Source organism: Pseudomonas sp. Pdm06 (genome assembly GCF_014851795.1).
Lineage (GTDB): Bacteria > Pseudomonadota > Gammaproteobacteria > Pseudomonadales > Pseudomonadaceae > Aquipseudomonas > Aquipseudomonas fluorescens_AA.
This window is the reverse complement of the sequence record NZ_JACVAH010000005.1, coordinates 354,233-376,773: the sequence shown is the minus strand read 5'-3', so window position 1 is coordinate 376,773 and position 22,541 is coordinate 354,233. Positions and strand designations below refer to the sequence as shown.

Annotated in this window: 17 protein-coding genes and 4 tRNA genes; 7 read left to right on the top strand and 14 right to left on the bottom strand. The window is 62.2% G+C overall.

Features of this window, described 5'->3' with window-relative positions:
• From IB266_RS11725 to IB266_RS11700, 6 genes are all read right to left on the bottom strand, one after another.
• Nucleotides 1-3,736: DUF6531 domain-containing protein (locus tag IB266_RS11725; protein ID WP_192261264.1), on the bottom strand; the 3,736-nt coding region annotated here is incomplete at its 3' end.
• A gap of 186 nt (nucleotides 3,737-3,922) precedes the next feature.
• The gene (locus IB266_RS11720; protein WP_192261263.1) at nucleotides 3,923-4,324 is read right to left on the bottom strand and encodes an SEL1-like repeat protein; all 402 of its coding nucleotides are present in this window, start codon (nucleotides 4,322-4,324) and stop codon (nucleotides 3,923-3,925) included.
• Nucleotides 4,325-4,696 carry a hypothetical protein gene (locus IB266_RS11715; RefSeq protein WP_003179080.1) on the bottom strand — a complete coding sequence of 124 codons (372 nt, stop codon included), beginning with the start codon at nucleotides 4,694-4,696 and terminating at the stop codon, nucleotides 4,325-4,327.
• Complete coding sequence (locus IB266_RS11710) at nucleotides 4,693-5,034, bottom strand: helix-turn-helix domain-containing protein (protein WP_053124879.1); 342 nt, start codon at nucleotides 5,032-5,034, stop codon at nucleotides 4,693-4,695. The genes IB266_RS11715 and IB266_RS11710 overlap by 4 nt, the downstream gene beginning before the upstream one ends.
• 102 nt (nucleotides 5,035-5,136) lie before the next feature.
• Nucleotides 5,137-5,592, bottom strand: a complete 456-nt coding sequence (locus IB266_RS11705) for a YkvA family protein (protein ID WP_060741098.1) — start codon at nucleotides 5,590-5,592, stop codon at nucleotides 5,137-5,139.
• 293 nt (nucleotides 5,593-5,885) lie between these two features.
• Nucleotides 5,886-6,599, bottom strand: coding sequence for an FKBP-type peptidyl-prolyl cis-trans isomerase (locus IB266_RS11700; protein ID WP_003204577.1), 714 nt, complete (start codon nucleotides 6,597-6,599; stop codon nucleotides 5,886-5,888).
• A 269-nt stretch (nucleotides 6,600-6,868) separates the two neighbouring features.
• Here IB266_RS11700 and IB266_RS11695 point away from each other — a divergent pair, with 269 nt between their 5' ends.
• Nucleotides 6,869-8,674, top strand: a complete 1,806-nt coding sequence (locus tag IB266_RS11695) for a di-heme-cytochrome C peroxidase (protein ID WP_192261262.1) — start codon at nucleotides 6,869-6,871, stop codon at nucleotides 8,672-8,674.
• Between the two features lie 31 nt (nucleotides 8,675-8,705).
• A complete protein-coding gene (locus IB266_RS11690) occupies nucleotides 8,706-9,842 on the top strand; it encodes a catalase family protein (protein WP_192261261.1) in 1,137 nt (378 codons plus the stop codon).
• An 89-nt stretch (nucleotides 9,843-9,931) separates the two neighbouring features.
• On the opposite strand, the gene IB266_RS11685 is transcribed toward IB266_RS11690, so the two are convergent.
• The 4 genes from IB266_RS11685 to IB266_RS11670 all read right to left on the bottom strand — a co-directional run bounded on the left by IB266_RS11685 (nucleotide 9,932) and on the right by IB266_RS11670 (nucleotide 10,449).
• Nucleotides 9,932-10,008: transfer RNA gene (locus IB266_RS11685), tRNA-Asp, on the bottom strand.
• 17 nt (nucleotides 10,009-10,025) lie between these two features.
• A tRNA-Val gene (locus IB266_RS11680) sits at nucleotides 10,026-10,101 on the bottom strand.
• A 176-nt stretch (nucleotides 10,102-10,277) separates the two neighbouring features.
• Nucleotides 10,278-10,354, bottom strand: a tRNA-Asp gene (locus tag IB266_RS11675).
• A 19-nt stretch (nucleotides 10,355-10,373) separates the two neighbouring features.
• Nucleotides 10,374-10,449 (bottom strand) — tRNA-Val (locus IB266_RS11670).
• A 160-nt stretch (nucleotides 10,450-10,609) separates the two neighbouring features.
• Here IB266_RS11670 and rdgC point away from each other — a divergent pair.
• The 3 genes from rdgC (at nucleotide 10,610) to sugE (ending at nucleotide 13,073) form a co-directional block, all read left to right on the top strand.
• Complete coding sequence (rdgC, locus tag IB266_RS11665) at nucleotides 10,610-11,530, top strand: recombination-associated protein RdgC (RefSeq protein ID WP_014339706.1); 921 nt, start codon at nucleotides 10,610-10,612, stop codon at nucleotides 11,528-11,530.
• Nucleotides 11,531-11,673: 143 nt separating this feature from the next.
• Nucleotides 11,674-12,639, top strand: a complete 966-nt coding sequence (locus IB266_RS11660; RefSeq protein ID WP_192261260.1) for a bile acid:sodium symporter family protein — start codon at nucleotides 11,674-11,676, stop codon at nucleotides 12,637-12,639.
• A 119-nt stretch (nucleotides 12,640-12,758) separates the two neighbouring features.
• Nucleotides 12,759-13,073, top strand: a complete 315-nt coding sequence (sugE, locus tag IB266_RS11655) for a quaternary ammonium compound efflux SMR transporter SugE (RefSeq protein ID WP_192261259.1) — start codon at nucleotides 12,759-12,761, stop codon at nucleotides 13,071-13,073.
• Nucleotides 13,074-13,251: 178 nt separating this feature from the next.
• Here the strand turns inward: sugE and IB266_RS11650 are convergent, their stop codons facing one another.
• From IB266_RS11650 to IB266_RS11635, 4 genes are all read right to left on the bottom strand, one after another.
• On the bottom strand, nucleotides 13,252-15,126 hold the full coding sequence (locus tag IB266_RS11650; protein ID WP_192261258.1) for an MFS transporter: 1,875 nt from the start codon (nucleotides 15,124-15,126) through the stop codon (nucleotides 13,252-13,254).
• 81 nt (nucleotides 15,127-15,207) lie between these two features.
• Nucleotides 15,208-16,356: a TDT family transporter gene (locus IB266_RS11645; protein WP_192261257.1), complete on the bottom strand. Its 1,149-nt coding sequence runs from the start codon at nucleotides 16,354-16,356 to the stop codon at nucleotides 15,208-15,210.
• Nucleotides 16,357-16,459: 103 nt separating this feature from the next.
• Nucleotides 16,460-16,771: a cupin gene (locus tag IB266_RS11640; RefSeq protein WP_053124235.1), complete on the bottom strand. Its 312-nt coding sequence runs from the start codon at nucleotides 16,769-16,771 to the stop codon at nucleotides 16,460-16,462.
• Nucleotides 16,772-16,840: 69 nt separating this feature from the next.
• Nucleotides 16,841-18,031: an MFS transporter gene (locus tag IB266_RS11635; protein ID WP_060741091.1), complete on the bottom strand. Its 1,191-nt coding sequence runs from the start codon at nucleotides 18,029-18,031 to the stop codon at nucleotides 16,841-16,843.
• Nucleotides 18,032-18,134: 103 nt separating this feature from the next.
• Between IB266_RS11635 and IB266_RS11630 the strand changes: the two genes are divergently transcribed.
• Nucleotides 18,135-18,674 (top strand): TetR/AcrR family transcriptional regulator, encoded by a 540-nt coding sequence (locus IB266_RS11630; protein WP_060741090.1) that lies wholly within the window; start codon nucleotides 18,135-18,137, stop codon nucleotides 18,672-18,674.
• A gap of 251 nt (nucleotides 18,675-18,925) precedes the next feature.
• On the top strand, nucleotides 18,926-22,396 hold the full coding sequence (locus IB266_RS11625) for a PAS domain-containing hybrid sensor histidine kinase/response regulator (RefSeq protein ID WP_103309603.1): 3,471 nt from the start codon (nucleotides 18,926-18,928) through the stop codon (nucleotides 22,394-22,396).
• The last annotated feature ends 145 nt before the right edge of the window (nucleotides 22,397-22,541 follow it).

The following is a 22,541-nucleotide window of genomic DNA, read 5'->3' as shown; positions in this document are numbered from 1 at the left end:
CGTCGTAGCGGTAGGACGTTTCGCGGCCGTCGGCCGTGGTGACGCCGATCAGGCGGTGTTGGCTGTCGTAGCGGTAGGCGCTGACCAGGGCCTGGCCGCGGCGTTCGCGGATCAGGTTGCCGAAGGCATCGTAGTCGTAGTGGCGGTCGCCCTCCCTCAGCAGGCGGTTGCCCTTGAGGGTGGTCGGCCCAGGGCGGTCCTGCATCAGCAGGTTGCCGGCCGGGTCGTGGCTGAAGTGTTCCGGCGGTTCGCTGTGGGAAAAGTCGATGCGGGTCAGGCGATCCAGCGGGTCGTACTGGTAGCGGCGGCGGTTTCGCTGGTCGGAAAGGCTCTGGAGGTTGCCCCGGGGGCTGTAGGCATAGTCGCGCCAGAACAGTTGCTGCTGGGGGTTCTGCCACACGGTCTGGGCCTTGAGGCGGCCCTGTTCGTCGTACGTGTAATCACTGAGCAACTGGCCCTGCCGGCGTTGCCGTTCGCGGCCGCCGTCAACGCGGTGTTCGGTCAGGCGCACGCCGTTGAGGTCGATGGCAGTCAGCGCGCCACCGGGGGCGTGGTGGTAGTCGAGCTGACTGTCGTCCGGCAGGCGCAAGTGGTTGAGGCGCCCGCAGGCATCGTAGCGATAGCGCAGGGTGCCCCAGCCCTGGTGTTCCGTGACCAGCCGATCCTGGGCGTCATATTCGAAGGCCAGGGGGTGATCGCTGCCGTCGTCGACCTGGACCAGCCGGCCCAGGTCGTCGTAGCGATATTCGATGGCCTGGCCGTCGGGCAAGGTCTTGATCCGCAGCCGCCCGGCCGCATCACGCTGGTAGCGGGTGACCCGTTGCGAACCGTCCTCGCCGTGCTCGGTTTTCTCCAGCAGGTGGCCGTTGAGGTCGTAGGCGTAGGCGGTGCGTTGGCCGTCGAAGCCGACTTGCTGTCGGATCAAGCCGTTGGGCGTGTAGTCCAGCTGATATCGTTCACCGGATTCGTTTTCGATCTCGGTCAGCAGCAGCCGCGCCGAGTCGTAGCGGTACTTCAGCTCGCTGCCGTCAGGGTTCAGGCGGCGGCTGACCAGGTGCAGGTCGTCGGCGTATTCGTAGCGGGTGGTTCGGCCCTGCTCGTCGCGCTCGGCGATGACCTTGCCGTAGGCGTTGTAGCTCCAGGCCCGGGTCGCACCGGTGGGCAGGGTGACTTGCAGCAGGCGGCCGACGGCGTCCCATTGGTAGTGCGTGAGGGCACCGTGTTCGTCCCGGCGGCTGAGCAAACGTCCCAGGGCGTCGTAGGCAAAACACCGCCGACCGCCGTCGGGCAGGAGCTCTTCGGTCAGTTGGCCCAGGCGACTCCAGGTGAAACGATGCTCACCACCGTCCGGGTCATACCTGGCCAGCAGTTGCCCATGGGCGTCGTAGGCATATTCCGTGCGCTGGCCGTCGGGATCGATGCTCGCGATCACATCGCCCCGGGCATTGCGGCGGTAGGTCCACACGGCCTTGCCGCGGGAACGGGCGTGCAGGAAACCGTTGCGATATTCGTAGGACGTCGGCGCTTCGTCCGGCGGAATCAGCGCCACCAGCCGTCCGACGTCGTCGTAGCGGTATTCGCTGACCGCCCCCAGCGGGTCCTGTTCGGCGACCAACCGGCCCTGTTCGTCGTAGGCCTTGAGGTGCTCGCCGCCGTCGGGCTCGACCTTGCGCACCAACCGCGCCCGGTCGTCGTGGACATACACTTCCTGGCTGCCATCCAGGTGCCGGACCTTGACACGGCCGTCCTCGCCCCAGGTGTAGCGGCTGTCCATCTGCGCGAACGAGGCCCAATGCCGTACGCAGCGGGACGCCGGCCCGACGCCTTGCCATTCCCAGTAGAAACTCGCCCCGCCGGCCAGTTGCCGCTGGAGGATGACGTGCTGGTCGTCGTAGTCGTAGCGTTCGCTTTCACCGGCGGCATTGGTCGCTTCGATCAGTCGGAAACGTCCGTCGTAGCGGTAGGAGACCAGCGTCTGCTCGGTTCGCCAGGCTTCGTCGAGGGTGAGGGCCGGGTGGAAGCTCTGGTAGTCGACGGCGACCAGGTGGCGCTGTTCGTAACGCAGGCGCAGGGAGCGCCCAGCGCCGTTGTCCAGGCGGCTGATGTCGCCGTGGATGTTGCGCTGGACGGTCAGGCGGTTGTCGTAGCGGTCGCTGAGGGCGATCAGGTGGCCGTCGCGAAAGTGCAGGAACGGAGCGTTTTCCCCGGGCTGGGCGATGATCAGTTCGTCCGGCGCGGCCCCCAGGTAGATCGCCGCCCGGGCCAGGCTGTTGTGGATCGCCGGACGCTGGGTGGTGGGCAACGGAAAGATCGTGCAGCGGTTTTCCTGGTCGACCCAGGTGATCTGCTCGCCGTCGAGCTCCAGGCGATGGGCCAGGGCATGGCTCCAGCCGCGCCCGAGGCCGACATCCAGGGCGACGGCGCTGGTGCGGTACAGCCGGGTGAAGACGAACGGCAAGCGGCCGTCGAGGGTGCCATCGTCCAGGGTCAGCAGTTCTTCGCCGGTGACCATCGACACCGGGCAGCCGCTGGTCTGGGTCTGGGCCGCGGTGTCGGCGCTGTCGCCGTTGGGGTTTTTCGATTGGGCCGGGGCGTCGTCGTGGGGTTCGTGTTTTTTCAGCGTGGTGTTGCGCTGCGCATCCCAGCGCAGTTGCAGCCGGCCTTTTTTTATTCCCGCCGCGACGCCGCGCGCCGCCACGGTTTTGTAGCGGTCCACGTAGGCCATGAAGCCGTTGACCACCGCGAAGATCGCCTGGACGAAACGCTGCATGGAGTTCAGCAGGGTTGCGCCGTGCCTGGCCAACCGCATCGACAGGTAGGCGATCCCGGCCCCCGCCCCGGCAAAGGTCAAGACCACGCCGATCAGCAAGTCGATCACGCACTGCACCACCACGGTCGAGAGTGCTTCGGCCGTGTCGCCGGCGACTTCGCTGGGCGGCAGCATCTCCAGCCAGAGGCTGGCGGTGCGCACCAACAGGCACAGCGCCGCTTCGTCGCTGGCCAGCAGTTGCAGCTTCGCCATCAGCAGCGGCGTGTCTCGTGCCAGTTTCTTCAACTGATCGGCGCTGTCACCCAATCGATCAACAAACTGACCAGGATCCTTGAGAATGTCCGACAACAGGCTGATGCTGTCCCACACACCCTCGATCGCCGCCCAACTGCCGGCGAGCAACCCGTTCCCCACCGCAGCCGCCGATGTCGCCAAGGACTGCCGGGCCCATCGCGGCTTGAAGCCTTGCCACTCACCCCGTAGCCAGTCCGTCAGATCCCGAGTCAAGCCATCGTAGGAAGAAAACAGCGTCTCGATCTGCCCGGGAGACACCTTGTCCTGGACATGAACCCGATAGGACTTGCCCGCCTCCCCCTCGAAAGTCCCGAGCCCCTGGGCGTCCAGGGTCACCGGCGTGACCTTGCCGCTGTTCACCTCCACCACATCCACCACGATGTCGCCCAGCGGGATGTCGTACACCGACTCGAACTTGCTCTCGATCGTCATCACCCCACCCAGGGGGCACTGGACGACCGTGGAGAGGAAATCATCGTCACCGCTGCTGACGGCGGTGGTGCTGTCGCCGAAGCGGATCAGCCGCTCCATGCCCATCAGCGAGGGCAAGTCGGCCGCGTGGCTGGCCCGGTCCGCCGCCCGGCTGTACCAGCGCTCAAGCTGCTCGCGGTAGACCGCCAGGGTGCCCTTGAAACTGTCGAGTTCCTGCTCTATACGGTTCACCTGCTCCATCAGGGCAGGGCTCGCTCAAGGGCCGGCAGGAAAAAACGGTCGAACATGGGCAGCGTCTCGCAGCACTCAGGGAGCGCGAGACTGTGCCGGGGATGACGGAGGAATTAAGTCAGGGGAACGGGATAAAGGATGTAGGGCGATTCGCTAAATTCGCCCGATTGCATCACGAATAGCCTGTGGATAACGCTAGCGGTCGCGAGCTTCGAGTGCCTTGAGCTTGATCTCGGCCAACGGATGCCCGGCTTTCGCTGCCAGGGTCCACCAACGTGCCGCTTCGACCGGGTCCGGTGCCTTGCTGGTTGTACCGGCCAGGCTGATCACACCGACCTGGTAGGCCGCCTTGCCATCACCGGCCAGAGCCGCCAGCCGCAGCAGGCGAACCCCTTCTTCACGGGCGCCCAGCCCTTGGCCGCGAAACGCGAGGATGTGCCCATAGAAACTTTGCGCACCGACGTCGCCCAGGTTCGCCATGCGTGAGAATTGGCCCTCGAGCCAGGCCCAACCACGCGCCTGGCGGACGAACCAGGACCAGTGAAACAACCGGCGCGCCAGCCAATAACCGACCCGCGCCTTGAGTCGCCAGAGCACTCAGGCCTCCGCCGACTCGGGGTATTCGTATTCAAACACCCGGACCACTTCCGAAGCGTGCCAGGAGGCGGCGGCCACCCCATCGGAAGGCCCGGAAAAACGCCCCAGGCGCTCAACGCATTCGAAGAAGCCCGTGCGCGGCAACCGGCTCGCGCCTTGGCTGATCACCAGGGAACTGCGCAGCGGCTGTTCTGCCCGGGCGTCCAGCGCCGCCAGGTGTTCAAGGGCCGCAGTCAAGGTCTGCATGGCCGGACTGGGTAGCTGCAGGCGCTCCAGCAAGGCGCGGTAAGTCAATAAATGGCGTTGGCGACGCGCCTGGTCCAATTCCCCCAACAACCCATCCCAATGCTGCCGACTGATGCGTACGCTCACGATTCTTCCCTCCAACCCGGCACCGTCAACTCCCAGGCCAGACTGCGCCGAATCGCGGCATCGGGCTGTCGCTCGCCGCTCTCGATCAAGGCCAGATAAGACGGGCTGATACCTACCGTGCGGGCCAGCGCCTCGATGGCGATGCCCTTCCCTTCGCGTAAACTGCGTAACTGATCCAGGCCAGGGAGAACCTGGCCAGGTGCCGCCGCGTGACGGACTGTCGCTTCCCGCGGCGGAGCTTGATCGATGCCTGCTGCCTTCAACAACGCTTGGTACTGATCCCACGGCAAAACCGCGTACTCGGGCTCTCCATCACGTGTGATTATTTGAATATCCATGTTTACCCCGTAGGACAACAACACTTAGCGAGTCAGCCTTTTTCCTTGGAAGTGTAATCCTAAATGCTGGCTAAGGTCGCGGGGTGATGAATTCTCTGGGGATCAGGACTTTTTCTGCCCTTGGAGCTGGAGTTGTTCCGGGGTATCGGGAAGCCTTTCGACTTGGGCCAGTTTCTCGGGAGACTGCCGATAACGCCAGGCGCGGAATGCCTCGAGTTCAACGTCGAGGGTTTTCATGACCCAGGCCAGCACTGCGATATCGTCGAACATGCCAAACATCGGCAAGATATCCGGAATCGCGTCCAGGGGGCTGAGGAAATACATGAGCCCGGCCACCACCGACAGCATCGACTTGGCGCTGACCGCGCGATATTCGCCCCGCCAGTAAGCCAGGCACAAGGCCTGCAACAGGCGCAGGTCCTCCTTGAGCTTGCCCAGCCGTCCGCCCTCCCGGGCACCTTTGCTGGCGACGGCAAAGAGCAACGTCGGTAATCGACCGCGGGCCAGCAGGCGGCCTGCCAAGGGCAGAAATCGCGCAAAATTCCACGGGGCCTTCATTTTTTCTCCCACTGAAATGTTATCCACACAAATTGTGGATAACCTTGTGAACAGAGCTGCATTTCACCGCTGAAGCCCCCGTTTCATAAGGGCCCGGCTTAGATCGGGCGTTTTTTACTCACATAAAAAAACCCAATATTTCATTGACTTGACCGGCTGACTGCGTCTAGCACAGCGCCTGTATTGCCTATGACTGTAGCCTGCCACGTGCGTTCGGTTTTTTTACCATTTGCCGTAGCCCAGATGCGACAACGCCCCGCATGAGCGAGGCGTTGTCGTTATAGCAGACGCGATTACTTGGCTGCGTCTTCTTTTGCCGGATCCTTGATCGCCAGCAGTTCCAGGTCGAACACCAGGACCGAGTTGGCCGGGATGGCCGGGCTCGGGCTCTGGGCGCCGTAGGCCAGGTCGCTCGGGATGTACAGCTTGTACTTCTCGCCGACGTGCATCAGTTGCAGGCCTTCGACCCAACCCGGAATCACGCCGCTGACCGGCAGGTCAATCGGGCTGCCACGCTCGACGGAGCTGTCGAACACGGTGCCGTTGGTCAGCTTGCCGGTGTAGTGAACGGTCACTACGTCGGTCGGCTTAGGCTGTGGGCCATCGGCTTTCTTGACCACTTCGTACTGCAGGCCGGAAGCGGTGGTGGTAACACCGGCTTTCTTGCCGTTTTCCTCGAGGAATTTCTTGCCAGCGGCTGCCGACTCTTCACTCATCTTGGCCATGCGCTCTTCGGCACGCTTTTGCAGCGCGGCAAAGGCTTCGACCAGTTCTTCGTCTTTCAGCTTCTGTTCTTTCTTGCCAACGGCATCTTCGATGCCCTGGGCGACCGCTTTGGAGTCCAGGTCATCCATGCCTTCCTGAGCCAGGCTCTTGCCCATGTTCAGGCCAATACCGTAGGAAGCTTTCTGCGCCGGGGTTTTCAGCTCTACGCTGGTCTGCGAGTCGCAACCCGCGAGTACCAGGCCAACCAGGGCCACCGCCGCCGCCAACCGATGCTGTTTCATGCTATTTCCTTGTTCATGCGCCTAAAGGGCAATCGAATAAAGCCGCGAGCTTATCAGGCGGCCACGACCAATGGCTACCGGCATGTGAGCCGCAAAGTGATGATAAGTTCAGGCCCGCAAACGCTTTTTAATCCTGGGCAAATGAAGCATCTGTCATCCGTTACGTACAGGGACACATTGCCGCTCCCCCACAGGCCAAGGGTAATGGCCACTTGCCCGCCGCGCAGCACTGAGGCATAAGGGTTTATCAAAAAAACAAGGACGTTACCGTGCGCCTTCTCTCTCGCATTCTCTTGCTCCTCCTCGCGCTGCTGATCCTCGTCGTGGCCGTGGTGCTTTATTACGTCGCCAATCCTCGCTTGCCGTTCTATACCCCCGTCGAACAGGTGCACTACCTGGATCAATGGAGTGCCGCCGAGCGCCAGACGTATTACTTCACCCCCCAGGGTACCCAGGTCAAAGGCCTGCGCTACGACTGGTTCACCGCCCTCGAATTGCCTTTTTCGCAACAACGCTTCGCTTCGCCGGAGTACCTGGCGCGCTTCGGCTTCCTGATCGATCCGGCGCAGAAAGCCTCGCCTGACAACCCCGGCAACTTGCCGGTAGGGTTCGCCCGGCACCAGAATCCGGGCAGCACCGAGCAGTTCCTGGATATCACCTGCGCGGCGTGTCATACCGGCGAATTACGCTTCAAGGGCCAGGCGATACGGATCGATGGTGGCTCGGCCCAGCACGTGCTGCCTTCTAGTGTCCCTACGCTACGTGGTGGCAGTTTCGGACAGGCATTGGTCGCCAGTCTGGCGTCTACCTACTACAACCCTTGGAAATTCGAACGCTTCGCCCGCCAAGTATTGGGCAAGGACTACGACGCCCGCCACGAAGAGCTGCGCAAGGCGTTCAAGGTTTCCCTGGACACGTTCCTGCGAGTGGCCTGGAACGATACCCATCGCGGCCTCTACCCCACCGAAGAAGGCCCCGGGCGTACCGACGCCTTCGGTCGCATCGCCAATGCCAGCTTCGGCGACGCCATTTCGGCGGAGAACTACCGGGTCGCCAACGCGCCAGTGGATTACCCACAGCTGTGGGAAATATGGACCTTCGACTGGGTGCAATGGAACGGATCGGCCCAGCAACCGATGGCCCGCAACGTCGGTGAAGCGCTGGGGGTCGGTGCCACGCTGAATTTCTTCGACGCCCAGGGCAAACCGCTGCAGGGCGACGCGCGATACCCTTCCAGCGTGCGCGTGCGCGACTTGAACAAGATCGAAGAAAACCTGCAACTGCTCAAACCGCCCGTGTGGCCGGAAGCGTTGCTGGGCGCGATCGATAAACCCTTGGCCGCCAAGGGCCGTGCCCTGTTCACCGAAAACTGCGCCGGCTGCCATGTGCCCAAAGTGGTCCAGGGGCCTGACAGGCCGGTACAGCAATTGCACATGCTGCCTGTGCAGGTGATCGGCACCGACCCGGGCACCGCCAATAACATCGCCGACCACCGCTTCGACCTGACCAGCCTGCAATGGGACCCAGCCGAACTGGCGAAGCTGGACGTGCAACTGCACCCGACCCCGACGGAGCCGCTGGACCTGAGCCAGCTTTCGGTCGCCAAAGGCCTGGCCTACGTCACCGCCTTCGTCGAAAACCGCGCTTACCGCGACGCCGGTGTCACCCCCGTCGAACGCCCGGCCCTGGACGGTTTCGGCCTGCCCATTGGCGTGCGTGAACTGCGCGCCTACAAGGCCCGGCCACTGGCGGGTGTCTGGGCCACGCCACCGTTCCTGCACAACGGCTCGGTGCCGACGATTTATCAGTTGCTGTCGCCCCAGGACGAGCGGGCGACCACGTTCTATAAGGGCAACTTCGAATACGACCCACGCCACCTGGGCTATCGCACCGAAGCGTTCACCAACGGCTTTATCTTCGACACCCGGATTACCGGCAATCACAACAGCGGCCATGAGTTCCGCGCGGGCGAGCGCGGTAACGGCGTCATTGGCCGCTTGCTGCAACCGCAGGAGCGCTGGGCCTTGCTGGAGTATTTGAAAGTGCTGGGCGGGCCACTGGAGTCGCAACTGTAATGATGACTTTCACCGGTAAAAGGATGTTGGCATGTTGATCACCCTCTGGCTGCGCCTCGGCGCCTTTTTGGGCAAGACGCTCCTGTGGCTGCTGGGTATCGGGTTGCTCGGCTGGGCCCTGTCCACGGCCTGGTTTGCCTGGCAGCACAAGGGACCGGTCCCGGACAAGGAACAGATTGCACCCGGCGAAGCCGCCATGACCCAGGACATCATCCAGACCGCGATCCGCATCGTCGATCAGCACCGCGAAGGCACGCGTTACCTGCGCGACGCCCATGCCAAGGCCCACGGTTGCGTCATGGCCGAGGTCCAGGTGCCGAGCGACCTGCCGGCGCCGTTGCGCCAAGGCGTGTTTGCCGAACCGGGCAAGACTTGGCAGGCAACGATCCGCCTGTCCAACGGCAACGCTTATCCGCAATTCGACAGCCTGCGCGATGCACGAGGGATGGCGATCAAGCTGCTGAACGTACCGGGCAAACAACTGCTTGCTGATCGGCAATCACAGGGCGAGCAGGATTTCGTGATGTTCAATCATCCGAACTTCTTTGTCAGTGATGTCGCCGAGTACCGTCAGAATGTGGCCGCCCAGGCTGACGGGAAGAAGGCGATGGCGTTCTTTCCGAGCCTGGACCCGCGCACCTGGCAGATCCGTCATCTGTTCATCGCCCTGGCGACCCTCTCGCCGGCTCCGGCCAGTCCGACCCAAACCACTTATTTCTCGGTATCGCCTTACAAATTCGGCGAAGCCAATGCCAAGTTTCGCGTCGCGCCGGACCCGGACAACTGCCCAAGCTACAACTTGCCGCCGCAAAACCAGGACCTGCCGAACTTCTTGCGCAGCGCCCTGAACCAACAGTTATCCACAGACCGGGTGCCGGCGTGTTTTGTCTTGCAGATCCAGCGTCAGGATCCGAGCAAGTACATGCCGATCGAAGACACCAGTATTGAATGGCAGGAAAGTGATGCACCGTTCGAGACCGTGGCGCACATCAAGGTGCCGGCCCAGGATTTCGACACGCCCAAGCTGAACCTGGCTTGCGACAACCAGTCGTTCAATCCGTGGTTCGGCATCGAGGCCCATCGCCCTATCGGCGGCATTAACCGTTTGCGTAAAGCGGTGTACGAGGCGGTCAGCGACTACCGCCACAGCCGCAATGCCGAACAGTAGCAACGGCCAAATGACAGGCAACAAAAAGCCCGCTCAATGAGCGGGCTTTTTGTGGTGACCTGGCGTTCAGAGGGCCAGGAAACCGAAGATGGCGCAGCGGACGGGACTCGAACCCGCGACCCCCGGCGTGACAGGCCGGTATTCTAACCGACTGAACTACCGCTGCGCGTAACATTGAAAGCTTGGTGGGTGATGACGGGATCGAACCGCCGACATTCTGCTTGTAAGGCAGACGCTCTCCCAGCTGAGCTAATCACCCTTCACTTTCGATGCGGGGCGCATTCTCTCACAGTTTTTCGTAACGCGCTGATTTAATTGGTAAATTCAGCAAAAAAACATGAGCGACACACACCGCAGGAACTGCAAACAGCAAAAAGCCCGCGTTAGCGGGCTTTCCGTGGTGACCTGGCGTTCAGTGTTCCAGGTAACCGAATATGGCGCAGCGGACGGGACTCGAACCCGCGACCCCCGGCGTGACAGGCCGGTATTCTAACCGACTGAACTACCGCTGCGCGTAACACGTTGAACGAATGGTGGGTGATGACGGGATCGAACCGCCGACATTCTGCTTGTAAGGCAGACGCTCTCCCAGCTGAGCTAATCACCCTTCGCTTTCGGTGTGGCGCGCATTCTACGGAGCACTCTTTAAGCTGGCAAGCACTTTTTAAATTAATTTTTTCAGGCCTTCCAAAGGCTTAGCGAAGGGTTGGCCTATGACGCCGCGAAGAGAATAATGCCCCCCTTTGTATAAAGGAGAGACTCACCCCATGTGGTTCAAAAACCTGCTTATCTATCGCCTGACCCAAGATCTGCCTTTTGATGCCGAGGCGTTGGAAACTGCACTGGCCAGCAAACTGGCGCGTCCATGTGCAAGCCAGGAGTTGACCACTTACGGTTTCGTCGCGCCGTTTGGCAAAGGCGAAGACGCGCCATTGGTGCATGTCAGCCAGGACTTCCTGCTGATCGCCGCGCGCAAGGAAGAACGCATCCTGCCGGGCAGCGTCGTGCGTGATGCCCTGAAGGAAAAGGTCGAAGAGATCGAAGCCGAGCAAATGCGCAAGGTCTATAAGAAGGAACGGGACCAGCTCAAGGATGAAATCATCCAGGCGTTCCTGCCCCGCGCCTTCATCCGTCGCTCGTCCACCTTCGCCGCCATCGCGCCGAAACAGGGCCTGATCCTGGTGAACTCGGCCAGCCCGAAACGCGCCGAAGACCTGTTGTCCACCCTGCGCGAAGTCATCGGCTCACTGCCGGTACGCCCGCTGACGGTCAAGATGGCCCCGACCGCCACCATGACCGACTGGGTCAAGACCCAGAAAGCCGCGGACGATTTCTTCGTGCTGGATGAATGCGAACTGCGCGACACCCACGAAGACGGCGGCATCGTGCGCTGCAAGCGCCAGGACCTGACCAGCGACGAAATCCAGCTGCACCTGAACACCGGCAAGGTGGTGACACAATTGTCGCTGGCCTGGCAGGACAAACTGTCCTTCGTGCTCGACGACAAGATGGTGGTCAAACGCCTGAAGTTCGAAGACCTGCTGCAGGACCAGGCGGAGCAGGACGGTGGCGACGAAGCCCTCGGCCAGTTGGACGCCAGCTTCACGCTGATGATGTTGACGTTCGGCGAGTTCCTGCCGGCGCTGGTTGAAGCGTTGGGTGGGGAAGAGATTCCGCAGGGGATCTAAAAAGCAACGGCTTACCCTTGTGGGAGCGAGCTTGCTCGCGATAGCGGTATGACAGCCACCGAGATGTTGACTGACACTCCGCTATCGCGAGCAAGCTCGCTCCCACATGAGTATTGGATGTTCTTAATAATAAGGATCAGGTCATGCGCGCACTGGCTGCATTGAGCCGCTTTGTCGGCAATACCTTCGCTTACTGGGTACTGATTTTCGCGGTGGTGGCATTTTTGCAGCCCGCTTGGTTCATCGGTCTGAAAAGCGCCATCGTGCCGCTGCTGGGCCTGGTGATGTTCGGCATGGGCCTGACCCTCAAGCTCGAAGACTTCGCCGAAGTCGCACGCCATCCCTGGCGCGTGGCCCTGGGCGTGGTCGCCCATTTCGTGATCATGCCCGGTGTGGCGTGGTTGCTCTGCCAAGTTTTCCATCTGCCACCGGAAATTGCCGTCGGCGTGATTCTGGTGGGTTGCTGCCCAAGCGGCACTTCGTCGAATGTCATGACCTGGCTGGCCCGCGGCGACCTGGCGCTGTCGGTGGCCATCGCCGCCGTCACCACCCTGCTCGCACCGCTGCTGACCCCAGCGCTGATCTGGCTGCTGGCCTCGGCCTGGCTGCCGGTGTCATTCATGGAACTGTTCTGGTCGATCCTGCAAGTGGTGCTGCTGCCGATCGTGCTGGGCGTGGTGGCGCAACGGTTGCTGGGGGACAAGGTGCGCCATGCCGTGGAGGTGCTGCCGTTGGTGTCGGTGGTGAGCATCGTCATCATCGTCACCGCCGTCGTTGCTGCCAGCCAGGCAAAAATTGCCGAATCGGGCCTGTTGATCATGGCCGTGGTGATGCTGCACAACAGCTTCGGCTTCTTGCTGGGCTACTTCACCGGGCACCTGTTCAAGCTGCCGCTGGCCCAGCGCAAATCCCTGGCGCTGGAAGTGGGCATGCAGAACTCCGGCCTCGGCGCGGCGTTGGCGAGCGCGCACTTTTCGCCGTTGGCGGCAGTACCCAGCGCGCTGTTCAGTGTCTGGCACAACATTTCCGGGGCTTTGCTCTCGACGTACTTCCGGCGCATGAGCGAAAAACAGGACCGTGAACTGCTTGCCAGCCGAGCGGTGGACTGACCGAGCGACTTGACCGAACAATCAGCATTGGGCACTCTTGCGCCCAATGCGGGGACGACCCCGCAACGCCATCGTGTTCATTTATCCGGGGACGACCCCATCCATCGATGAGGTGTTTGATGTCCTGGATCATTCTGTTTTTTGCCGGCCTGTTCGAAGTTGGCTGGGCTGTCGGCCTGAAGTACACCGACGGCTTCAGCCGCCCTCTCCCCACTGCACTGACCATCGCCGCCATGGCGATCAGCCTCGGCCTGCTTGGCCTTGCCATGAAGGAACTGCCGCTGGGTACCGCCTATGCGATCTGGACCGGCGTCGGTGCCGTGGGCACGGTGATCGCCGGGATCGTTTTGTTTGGTGAGTCGATGGCGCTGGTTCGCCTGGCCAGCGTGGCGTTGATCGTTGCGGGGTTGATCGGGCTCAAGATCAGCGCCTGAATTTTCCTGCTGGAGCCAAACCTCTGAGGGCAGCAAGGTCTGTGGGATTAAACCTGTGGGAGCAAAGCTTGCTCGCGATGGCGTCCTTGCGATCGCTATCGCGGGCAAGCCTTGCTCCCACAGATCTTGCTCCCCACAGGTTTAATCCCCCAAGCCTTTTGCCCCACAGTTTTTTCGTTTAGCGGACGGTGCCGCGCAAGTCTCCCACCAACACCTGCAAACTCGAAGGCGTTGCCGCCTCTACCGCTACCGCCGAACCCGCCACCAGCGTCACCCGCGACCAGAACCGGCGAAACAGCCCCTTGGCCGGGTCGCGGCTGAAGAAACTGCCCCACAAACCCTGGAGCGCCAGGGGAATCACCGGCACCGGGGTTTCCTGGAGGATGCGCGTCAATCCGCTCTTGAACTCATTGATCTCACCATCAGCGGTCAATTTTCCTTCAGGGAAAATGCACACCAACTCGCCGTCCTTCAGGTATTGGGCAATTCGCTTGAAGGCTTTTTCGTAGATCTGAATGTCTTCCTGACGCCCGGCAATCGGGATGGTCCCAGCGGTGCGGAAGATGAAATTCAGCACCGGCAGGTTGTAGATCTTGTAGTACATCACGAAGCGAATCGGCCGACGCACCGCACCACCGATCAGCAAGGCATCGACGAAAGACACGTGGTTGCAGACCAACAGCGCAGCCCCTTCATCCGGTATCGCCTCCAGGTTGCGATGCTCCACGCGGTACATGGAATGGCTCAGCAGCCAGATCATGAAACGCATGCTGAACTCGGGGACGATCTTGAAGATATAGGCGTTGACGCCGATGTTGAGCAGCGACACCACCAGGAACAACTGCGGGATCGACAGCTTGGCCAAGCTCAGCAAGACGATGGAGACGATCGCCGAAACCACCATGAACAACGCGTTGAGAATGTTGTTGGCGGCGATCACCCGCGCCCGCTCGTTCTCCACCGTGCGGGACTGGATCAGCGCGTACAGCGGCACGATATAGAAACCACCGAACACCCCCAGGCCAAGGATGTCGATCAACACCAGCCAGGCGTGGCCGAAACCGAGCACTTCAAGCCAACCGTGCCCCTCGACGCTGTCGGGAATTCCACCGGAATGCCACCACAGCAGCAGACCGAACACGGTGAGCCCGAACGAGCCGAACGGCACCAGGCCGATCTCGACTTTACGCCCGGACAGTTTTTCGCAGAGCATCGACCCCACCGCGATCCCCACCGAGAACACCGTCAGGATCAAGGTCACCACGGTTTCGTCGCCGTGCATCCACTCCTTGGCGTAGGCCGGGATCTGCGTCAGATAGATCGCCCCGACGAACCAGAACCAGGAGTTGCCGACAATCGAACGGGACACCGCCGGGGTTTGCCCCAAGCCCAGCTTCAGGGTGGCCCAGGATTGGCTGAAGATGTTCCAGTTCAGGCGCATTTGCGGCGAGGCCGCCGCCGCGCGTGGAATGCCACGGCTGGCCAGGTAACCAAGCACGGCAACGCCGATGATCGCGGTCGAGACGACGGGGGCGTAATGCGCCGAGGACATCATGATTCCAGCGCCAATAGTGCCGGCCAGGATCGCCAGGAAAGTCCCCATCTCCACCAGGCCGTTGCCACCGACCAACTCTTCCTCATGCAAGGCCTGGGGCAGGATCGAATACTTCACCGGACCGAACAGCGCCGAATGCGTGCCCATGGCGAACAGCGCCACCAGCATCAGCGACAAGTGATCGAACAGGAACCCCACCGCGCCCACCGCCATGATGACGATTTCGCCGAGCTTGATCAGACGAATCAGCGCGTCCTTGGCGAACTTTTCCCCAAACTGCCCCGCCAGCGCCGAGAACAGAAAGAACGGCAGGATAAACAGCAGCGCGCAGAGGTTGACCCAGATCGAGCGGTCCCCCTCGATGGTCAGTTTGTAGAGAATGGCGAGAATCAGCGACTGTTTGAAAATGTTGTCGTTGAACGCGCCAAGGGACTGCGTGATGAAGAACGGCAGGAAACGCCGCGTGCGAAGCAAGGTGAACTGCGAAGGGTGACTCATCTTCCATGTTCCTGAGTGGCGTGGACGCTTATTGGAATGAACGCTTTTCGATCCAGGCCACACATTACCTGTCTTTAACGATTATTTCGCCAGCCCCGCAATGCAGGGCGACACAAACAACTCACCGTGCCAGGCCCCTGCCAGCGTTCGCCGAGCCACGATCAGCCACATCACCACCAGCATCGCCACCAGGACATTGCCGAAAACGCTGAAAAATTCCAGTTTCAGCAGGTCCGCCAGCTTCAGCGTGGTCAGCGCATACACGCCCAACGGGAAGGTAAAGCCCCACCAGCCAAGGTTGAACGGAATACCGGTGCGTAAGTAGCGTGCGGTGATCAACAGCGCCATCACCATCCACCAGAACCCGAAGCCCCACAGTGTAATGCCCGCCACCAGCCCCAGCCCGGCGGCGATATCGCCGACGCCCCGCAAGCCATTGGCGGCAAAGATCATCGGAGCGTCGCCCCCCAGCAACAACATGCCAAGGGCACCGGTGCCAATTGGGCCGAGGGCCAGCCAGCTTGAAGCGGCCATGTTCTCGTGGGGCAGTTTGTGCAGGGCCATGCGCAGCACCAGGATCGTCAGAATGCTGAACGCCAGCGGCAGGGAAAAGGCCCAGAGCACGTAGCTGGTGACCAGCACGATCAGTTGCGAATGAACGTCCGCCAGGTGCGGTGCCAACAGCCCACCGCTGGCCGCCGCGACTTCGGCGGCCACCACCGGCAACAGCCATACGGCGGTCATCTGGTCGATCCGGTGCTCCTGGCGGGTGAACATCAGGAAGGGAATCAACACGCCGCAAGCCAAGGACATCGCCACGTCGCCCCACCACAACGCCTCGGCCACCGCCACCACGCCCTCGCCCCAGCGCGGCAGCCCAAACAGCAAAAGGCCGTTGATGAGGGTCGCCAGCCCCATGGGAATGGTGCCGAAAAACATCGAGACCGTGGAGTGGCCGAAAATCCGTCGTGCTTCGTCGAAGAACAACACCCAGCGGGCGGTGTACATCAAGGCGAACACCACGAACAACAGCGTGTTGAACAACCACAAGCCTTCGCCCAAGGCGTGCAGGCCTGGCATCGTCGTCGGCCATTGCGCCAAAGCCAGGGCCAGCACACCGGTGCCCATGACCACGGCAAACCAGTTAGGCGTGAATTGACGAATGGCCTCCAGCGGCCTGGGCAAATGGCTCAAGGGGCGCAAGCGGCTTTTTGCAGCACAGCATGTCATGACGAACTCCTGTCCTCGGTTGAGGTGGAGCCATGCTAGAGCCGGATCGAATATCTATATAACGGTTAATTTCTCTATCTGTTATCTGCTTTATAGATAAAGGTCAGACACTGCCCTCAGTCTCGATCACCAGGATCCTCGCCTCGCCCAAGGGCTTGGCCACATGCTCGGTGCCCACCGAGGCGTAGAAAATGTCTCCGGCGTCCAGCAAGGTCGCCTTTTCGACGCCCTCTTCCCGATAGCACATCTGCACTTGCCCATCGAGCACCACGAAGACTTCCTGGCCGTCGTTGATGTGCCATTTGTAGGGCTGGTCGGTCCAGTGCAGGCGCGTGGTGATGCCGTTCATGTTGGCGATATCCAGCGCCGCCCAGGCACGGTCACCGGTGAAGGATTTGCTGCGGATGATTTTCAAGAGATCCGTCCAGAATGAAAACTGAGTGCCAAGACTAACCCACTGCCTGCGGCACCTGCATGCCTGGTTTCAAGGCCGAACGCCATCGCTGAGCGGTTTTATCGACTGCCGTAACCCCAACAGCGCGGCGACGCACAACACGATCAACACGGCGCCATACCCATCGGTCGTCGGGATCAAGCCGAACACCCGCGTCAGGTTCCCCGCCAGCAGCGACGGCAGGCTGAAGGCCAGGTAACTGAGGACATAGAACGCCGACATCAAGCCGGCCCGTTCGTGGGGCAAGGCCAGCGGCATGAGGCTGCGCAGCGCCCCCAGGAACCCGGCGCCGAAACCGCCACCGGTGACCAGCGTGCCGACGAAGAACAACGGCAAGCTGGCACCATGCACCGCCACCAGCACCAATGCCAGGCCGATCACCAACAGGCTCGCGGACGGGCGCAATATTGTGTCGGCCTCCTGGTTGCGCAACAGGTAGATGGCTGATGCGCCGCTTAGGGTCAGCACCGCCACCAGCGCGCCACCGATCAGATTGGAGGTCGATCCGGTGGCAGCCCGCACCAGCGACGGTGCCAGTGACAGGTAGAAACCACCCACGGCCCAGGCCGCCAGATCCAGTGGCAGGACCCGCCACAAGGCTCGCCGCGCCTGGAGTGGCACGTGCAAGGTCGGACGCAAGGACTGCCAGGCACCCGCTTGCGGGCTGACGCTTTCTTTCAGGCGCCAGAGGTAGACGGCCTGGGCCAGGAACAACCCCAGCAGCAGCCAGTAGGTCAGTTGCAACGGCAACGGTGCGAACTCGGCCAGCAGGCCACAGCCCAGCGCCCCGCACGCCATGCCCAACAGCGGCGCAACGCTGGTGATCAACGGGCCTTGGCGACGGTCGAAGTCCAACAAAGCAGCACCCAATACACTGGTGGCCATGCCGGTGGCGAACCCCTGGATCAACCGGGCACCGATCAACCAGGCGACGCTGTCGGCACTGATAAACAGCAGCATCGCCAGTATGTTGAGCAACAGCGCCACAAAAATCACCGGCTTGCGGCCCAGGTAATCCGACAGCGACCCCACGGTCAGCAAGGCCGCCAGCAGACTGAAGGCGTACACGCCGAAAATCAGCGTCAGAACGGCCGGGGAAAACTGTAATTGTTCCTGATAGAGGTGATACAACGGCGTCGGCGCGCTGGACGCGGCGAGAAAACCGAGCAAGGTAAGCGCCAGGAAGATCAGGCTGGCGCGGGTCGAAGCTGGACGGGACATGGGCACGCTCCACAGGAACATTCACAAAAGCTAATTTTTTGCTTTTGCGGAGTGTGCTACCGGCGTGCGCTTAAAGCAAATTCTTTGTGTTAAGGTCTGACGCATGGCTATTAAAGAAGGTTTACGCCCCGGCGGCCGAAGCGCCCGGGTCCAGGAATCGATTCATTCGGCAGTCCGCGCCCTGCTGCAAGAGCAGGACCGCGCCACACTGACCGTGCCGCAAATCGCTGCGCGCGCCGGGGTCACGCCGTCCACTATCTACCGGCGCTGGGGCGATCTGCCGGCGCTGCTGGCCGACGTCGCCATCGCCCGCATGCGCCCCGACGGCGAACCGGCCGACACCGGCAGCTTGCGCGGCGACCTGCGCGCCTGGGCCGAGCAGTACCTGGACGAAATGAGTTCCGAGCCCGGTCGTAACATGATGCGCGACATCCAGGCCTGCGCCACCCCAGGGTATTGCGTAGGGATCATCAGCCGTCAGTTGCAGATCATCCTGGACCGCTACCCCGATGAACCCAACCCGGGCGTCGAGCGGCTGATCAATGTGGTGGTGGCGCCGACGGTGTTCCGCATTCTCTTTGCCACTGCGCCGTTGGAGGCTGGGGAGTTGTATCGGTTGGTGGATATTGCGTTGGGCCAGTAACACCGCATTCGCGAGCAAGCCCGCTCCCACATTGGATCTGTGGTGAACACAAATCTTGTGCCCACTGGAGATCCAATGTGGGAGCGGGCTTGCTCGCGAAGAGGCCCGAAAGAACACCAAGTAATCTGAGCATTTCCCCCACCTGCGACACCCCACCACGCCTCGACCTTGGTCGACACTGACGAACCCGAGCGGGCATGCGAGACTGTCCTGCCGGGCTCAAGTCCCGGTGTCTTTGTCCGGGAGTTTCCATGTCGTTGTCCAGCGGGCTGATCGCCGTTGTCGCCCTGGCCTATATGGCCATCATGTTCGCCATCGCCTTCTACGGCGACCGGCGCAGCACGCCGCTGCCACCACGGGTGCGGGCCTGGGTCTACAGCCTGTCGCTGGCGGTGTATTGCACCAGCTGGACGTTCTTCGGCGCCGTGGGCCAGGCCGCCGAACAGCTCTGGTCATTCCTGCCGATCTACCTCGGGCCGATCCTGCTGCTGGTGCTGGCGCCGTGGGTCCTGCAGAAAATGGTAATGATCAGTAAACAGGAGAACATCACCTCCATCGCCGACTTCATCGCCGCCCGCTACGGCAAGTCCCAATCCCTGGCAGTGGTGGTCGCACTGATCTGCCTGGTGGGCGTGTTGCCGTACATTGCCTTGCAGCTCAAGGGCATCGTGCTCGGGGTGAACCTGCTGATCGGTGCCGGCGCCGACGCCATGGGCACCCGCGCCCAGGACACCGCGCTGATCGTCTCGCTGATCCTGGCGCTGTTCACTATCGTGTTCGGTACCCGCAACCTGGACGCCACCGAACACCACCGTGGCATGGTGCTGGCGATTGCCTTCGAATCCCTGGTCAAGCTGTTCGCCTTCCTGGCGGTCGGAGCGTTCGTGACGTACGGCCTGTACGACGGTTTCGACGACCTGTTCAACCAGGCGATGCTCGCGCCACGGCTGGAGCAATACTGGAAAGAAACCATCAATTGGCCGTCCATGGTGGTGCAGACCGGGGTGGCGATGATGGCGATCATCTGTTTGCCGCGGCAGTTCCACGTGACCGTGGTGGAAAACATCGAGCCTCAAGACCTGCGCCTGGCCAAATGGGTATTCCCTGCCTACCTGGCCCTGGCCGCGCTGTTCGTGGTGCCCATTGCCCTCGCCGGGCAAATGATGCTGCCCAGTTCCGTGCTGCCGGACTCGTTCGTCATCAGCCTGCCGCTGGCCCAGGCCCATCCGGCCCTGGCGGTACTGGCGTTCATCGGCGGCGCCTCGGCGGCCACTGGCATGGTGATCGTGGCCAGCGTGGCGCTGTCGACCATGGTCTCCAACGACATGTTGTTGCCCTGGCTGCTGCGCCGCAACAACGCCGAACGCCCCTTCGAGGTGTTCCGTCAGTGGATGCTGTCGGTGCGCCGGGTCAGCATCGTGGTCATCCTGTTGCTGGCCTACGTCAGCTATCGGTTGTTGGGCTCGACGGCGAGCCTGGCGACCATCGGCCAGATCGCCTTCGCCGCCGTGACCCAACTGGCCCCGGCCATGCTCGGCGCGCTGTACTGGAAACAGGCCAACCGCCGCGGCGTGTTCGCCGGCCTCGCCACGGGGATCTTCCTGTGGTTCTACACCCTGGTGTTGCCGATTGCCGCCCACAGCCTGGGCTGGTCGCTCAGCAGTTTTCCGGGGCTGGCCTGGCTGCACGGCAATCCCTTGAACCTGCCGATTACGCCGCTGACCCAAGGGGTGGTCCTGTCCCTGGCCGGCAACTTCACGCTGTTCGCCTGGGTGTCGGTGCTGTCGCGCACACGCGTCTCGGAACACTGGCAGGCCGGGCGCTTCATCGGCCAGGAAATCAGCGCCCGCCCCAACCCCCGCTCGATGCTGGCGGTGCACATCGACGACCTCTTGCAACTGGCCGCACGTTTCGTCGGCGAAGAGCGAGCGCGGCAAAGCTTCATTCGCTTCGCCTACCGCCAGGGCAAAGGCTTCAACCCGAACCAGAACGCCGACGGCGAATGGATCGCCCACACCGAACGCCTGCTGGCCGGTGTACTCGGCGCCTCTTCGACACGTGCGGTCGTGAAAGCCGCCATCGAAGGTCGGGAGATGCAGCTCGAAGACGTGGTCCGGATCGCGGACGAAGCGTCGGAAGTGCTGCAGTTCAACCGCGCCCTGTTGCAAGGCGCCATCGAGAACATCAGCCAGGGCATCAGCGTGGTCGACCAGTCCCTCAGGCTGGTGGCGTGGAACCGCCGCTACCTGGAGCTGTTCAAGTACCCGGACGGCTTGATCAGTGTCGGCCGGCCCATTGCCGACATCATCCGCTACAACGCCGAACGTGGCCTCTGCGGGCCGGGCGAGGCGGAAGTCCATGTCGCCAGGCGCCTGCACTGGATGCGCCAGGGCCGAGCCCATACCTCTGAACGGCTGTTCCCCAACGGCCGGGTCATCGAGCTGATCGGCAACCCGATGCCCGGTGGCGGCTTCGTCATGAGCTTCACCGACATCACCGCCTTCCGTGAGGCCGCACAGGCGCTGACCGAAGCCAACGAAGGACTGGAGCAACGGGTGGCCGACCGCACCCGGGAATTGTCCCAACTGAATCTGGCCCTGACCGAAGCCAAGAGCACCGCCGAAGCGGCCTATCAATCCAAGACCCGGTTCCTGGCGGCGGTCAGCCACGACCTGATGCAACCGCTCAATGCCGCGCGCCTGTTCTCCGCCGCACTGTCCCACCAGCACGACGGTCTGCCGAGCGAGGCCCGGCAACTGGTGCAACACTTGGACAGTTCGCTGCGCTCGGCTGAAGACCTGATCACCGACTTGCTGGATATCTCCCGCCTGGAGAACGGCAAGATCAACCCCGACCGCAAGCCCTTCGCCCTCAACGACCTGCTCGATACCCTCGGCGCAGAGTTCACGGCGCTGGCCCAGGAACAAGGCTTGAAGTTCCGGGTTCGCGGCTCGAAGTTGCGAGTGGACAGCGACATCAAACTGCTGCGGCGCATTTTGCAGAACTTCCTGACCAACGCTTTCCGCTACGCCAAGGGCCCGGTGCTGCTGGGCGTACGCCGACGCAACGGCGAGTTGTGCCTGGAAGTCTGGGACCGCGGGCCGGGTATCGCCGAGGATAAGCTGCAAGTCATTTTCGAAGAGTTCAAGCGCCTGGACAGCCACCAGACCCGCGCCGAAAAAGGCCTGGGCCTGGGGCTGGCCATCGCCGACGGCCTATGCCGCGTGCTGGGCCATACCTTGCGCGTACGCTCCTGGCCGGGGCGCGGCAGCGTGTTCAGCGTCAGCGTGCCCTTGGCCCAAACACAGGCCGTCGTACCGGGCCCCGTGGCCGAACCCAATGGTCATCTGCCAAGCGGCGCGCAGGTGCTGTGCGTCGATAACGAAGACAGCATTCTGATTGGCATGAACAGCCTGCTGACGCGCTGGGGTTGCCAGGTGTGGACGGCGCGCAACCGCGAGGAATGCGAGCGTTGGCTGGCCCAGGGCGGCCGACCGCAACTGGCGCTAGTGGATTTTCATCTGGACGACGGCGAGACCGGCACCGAACTGATGGCCTGGTTGCGCACGCGCATGGGGGAACCGGTGCCAGGGGTGGTGATCAGCGCCGATGGCCGCCCCGAGACGGTGGCCCTGGTGCATGCGGCGGGCCTTGATTACCTGGCCAAGCCGGTGAAGCCGGCGGCGTTGCGGGCATTGTTGAGTCGGCATTTGCCGTTGTAATTCGGGCAAATGGTGGCCCTGTGCAAGGGCACCTTGTGGGAGCAAGGCTTGCCCGCGATGGCGGTCTCAAGGATGCCATCGCGAGCAAGCTTTGCTCCCACAAGATAACCTCGCCACCAAGTTTCTGCTTCACCCTTGGGGTTGT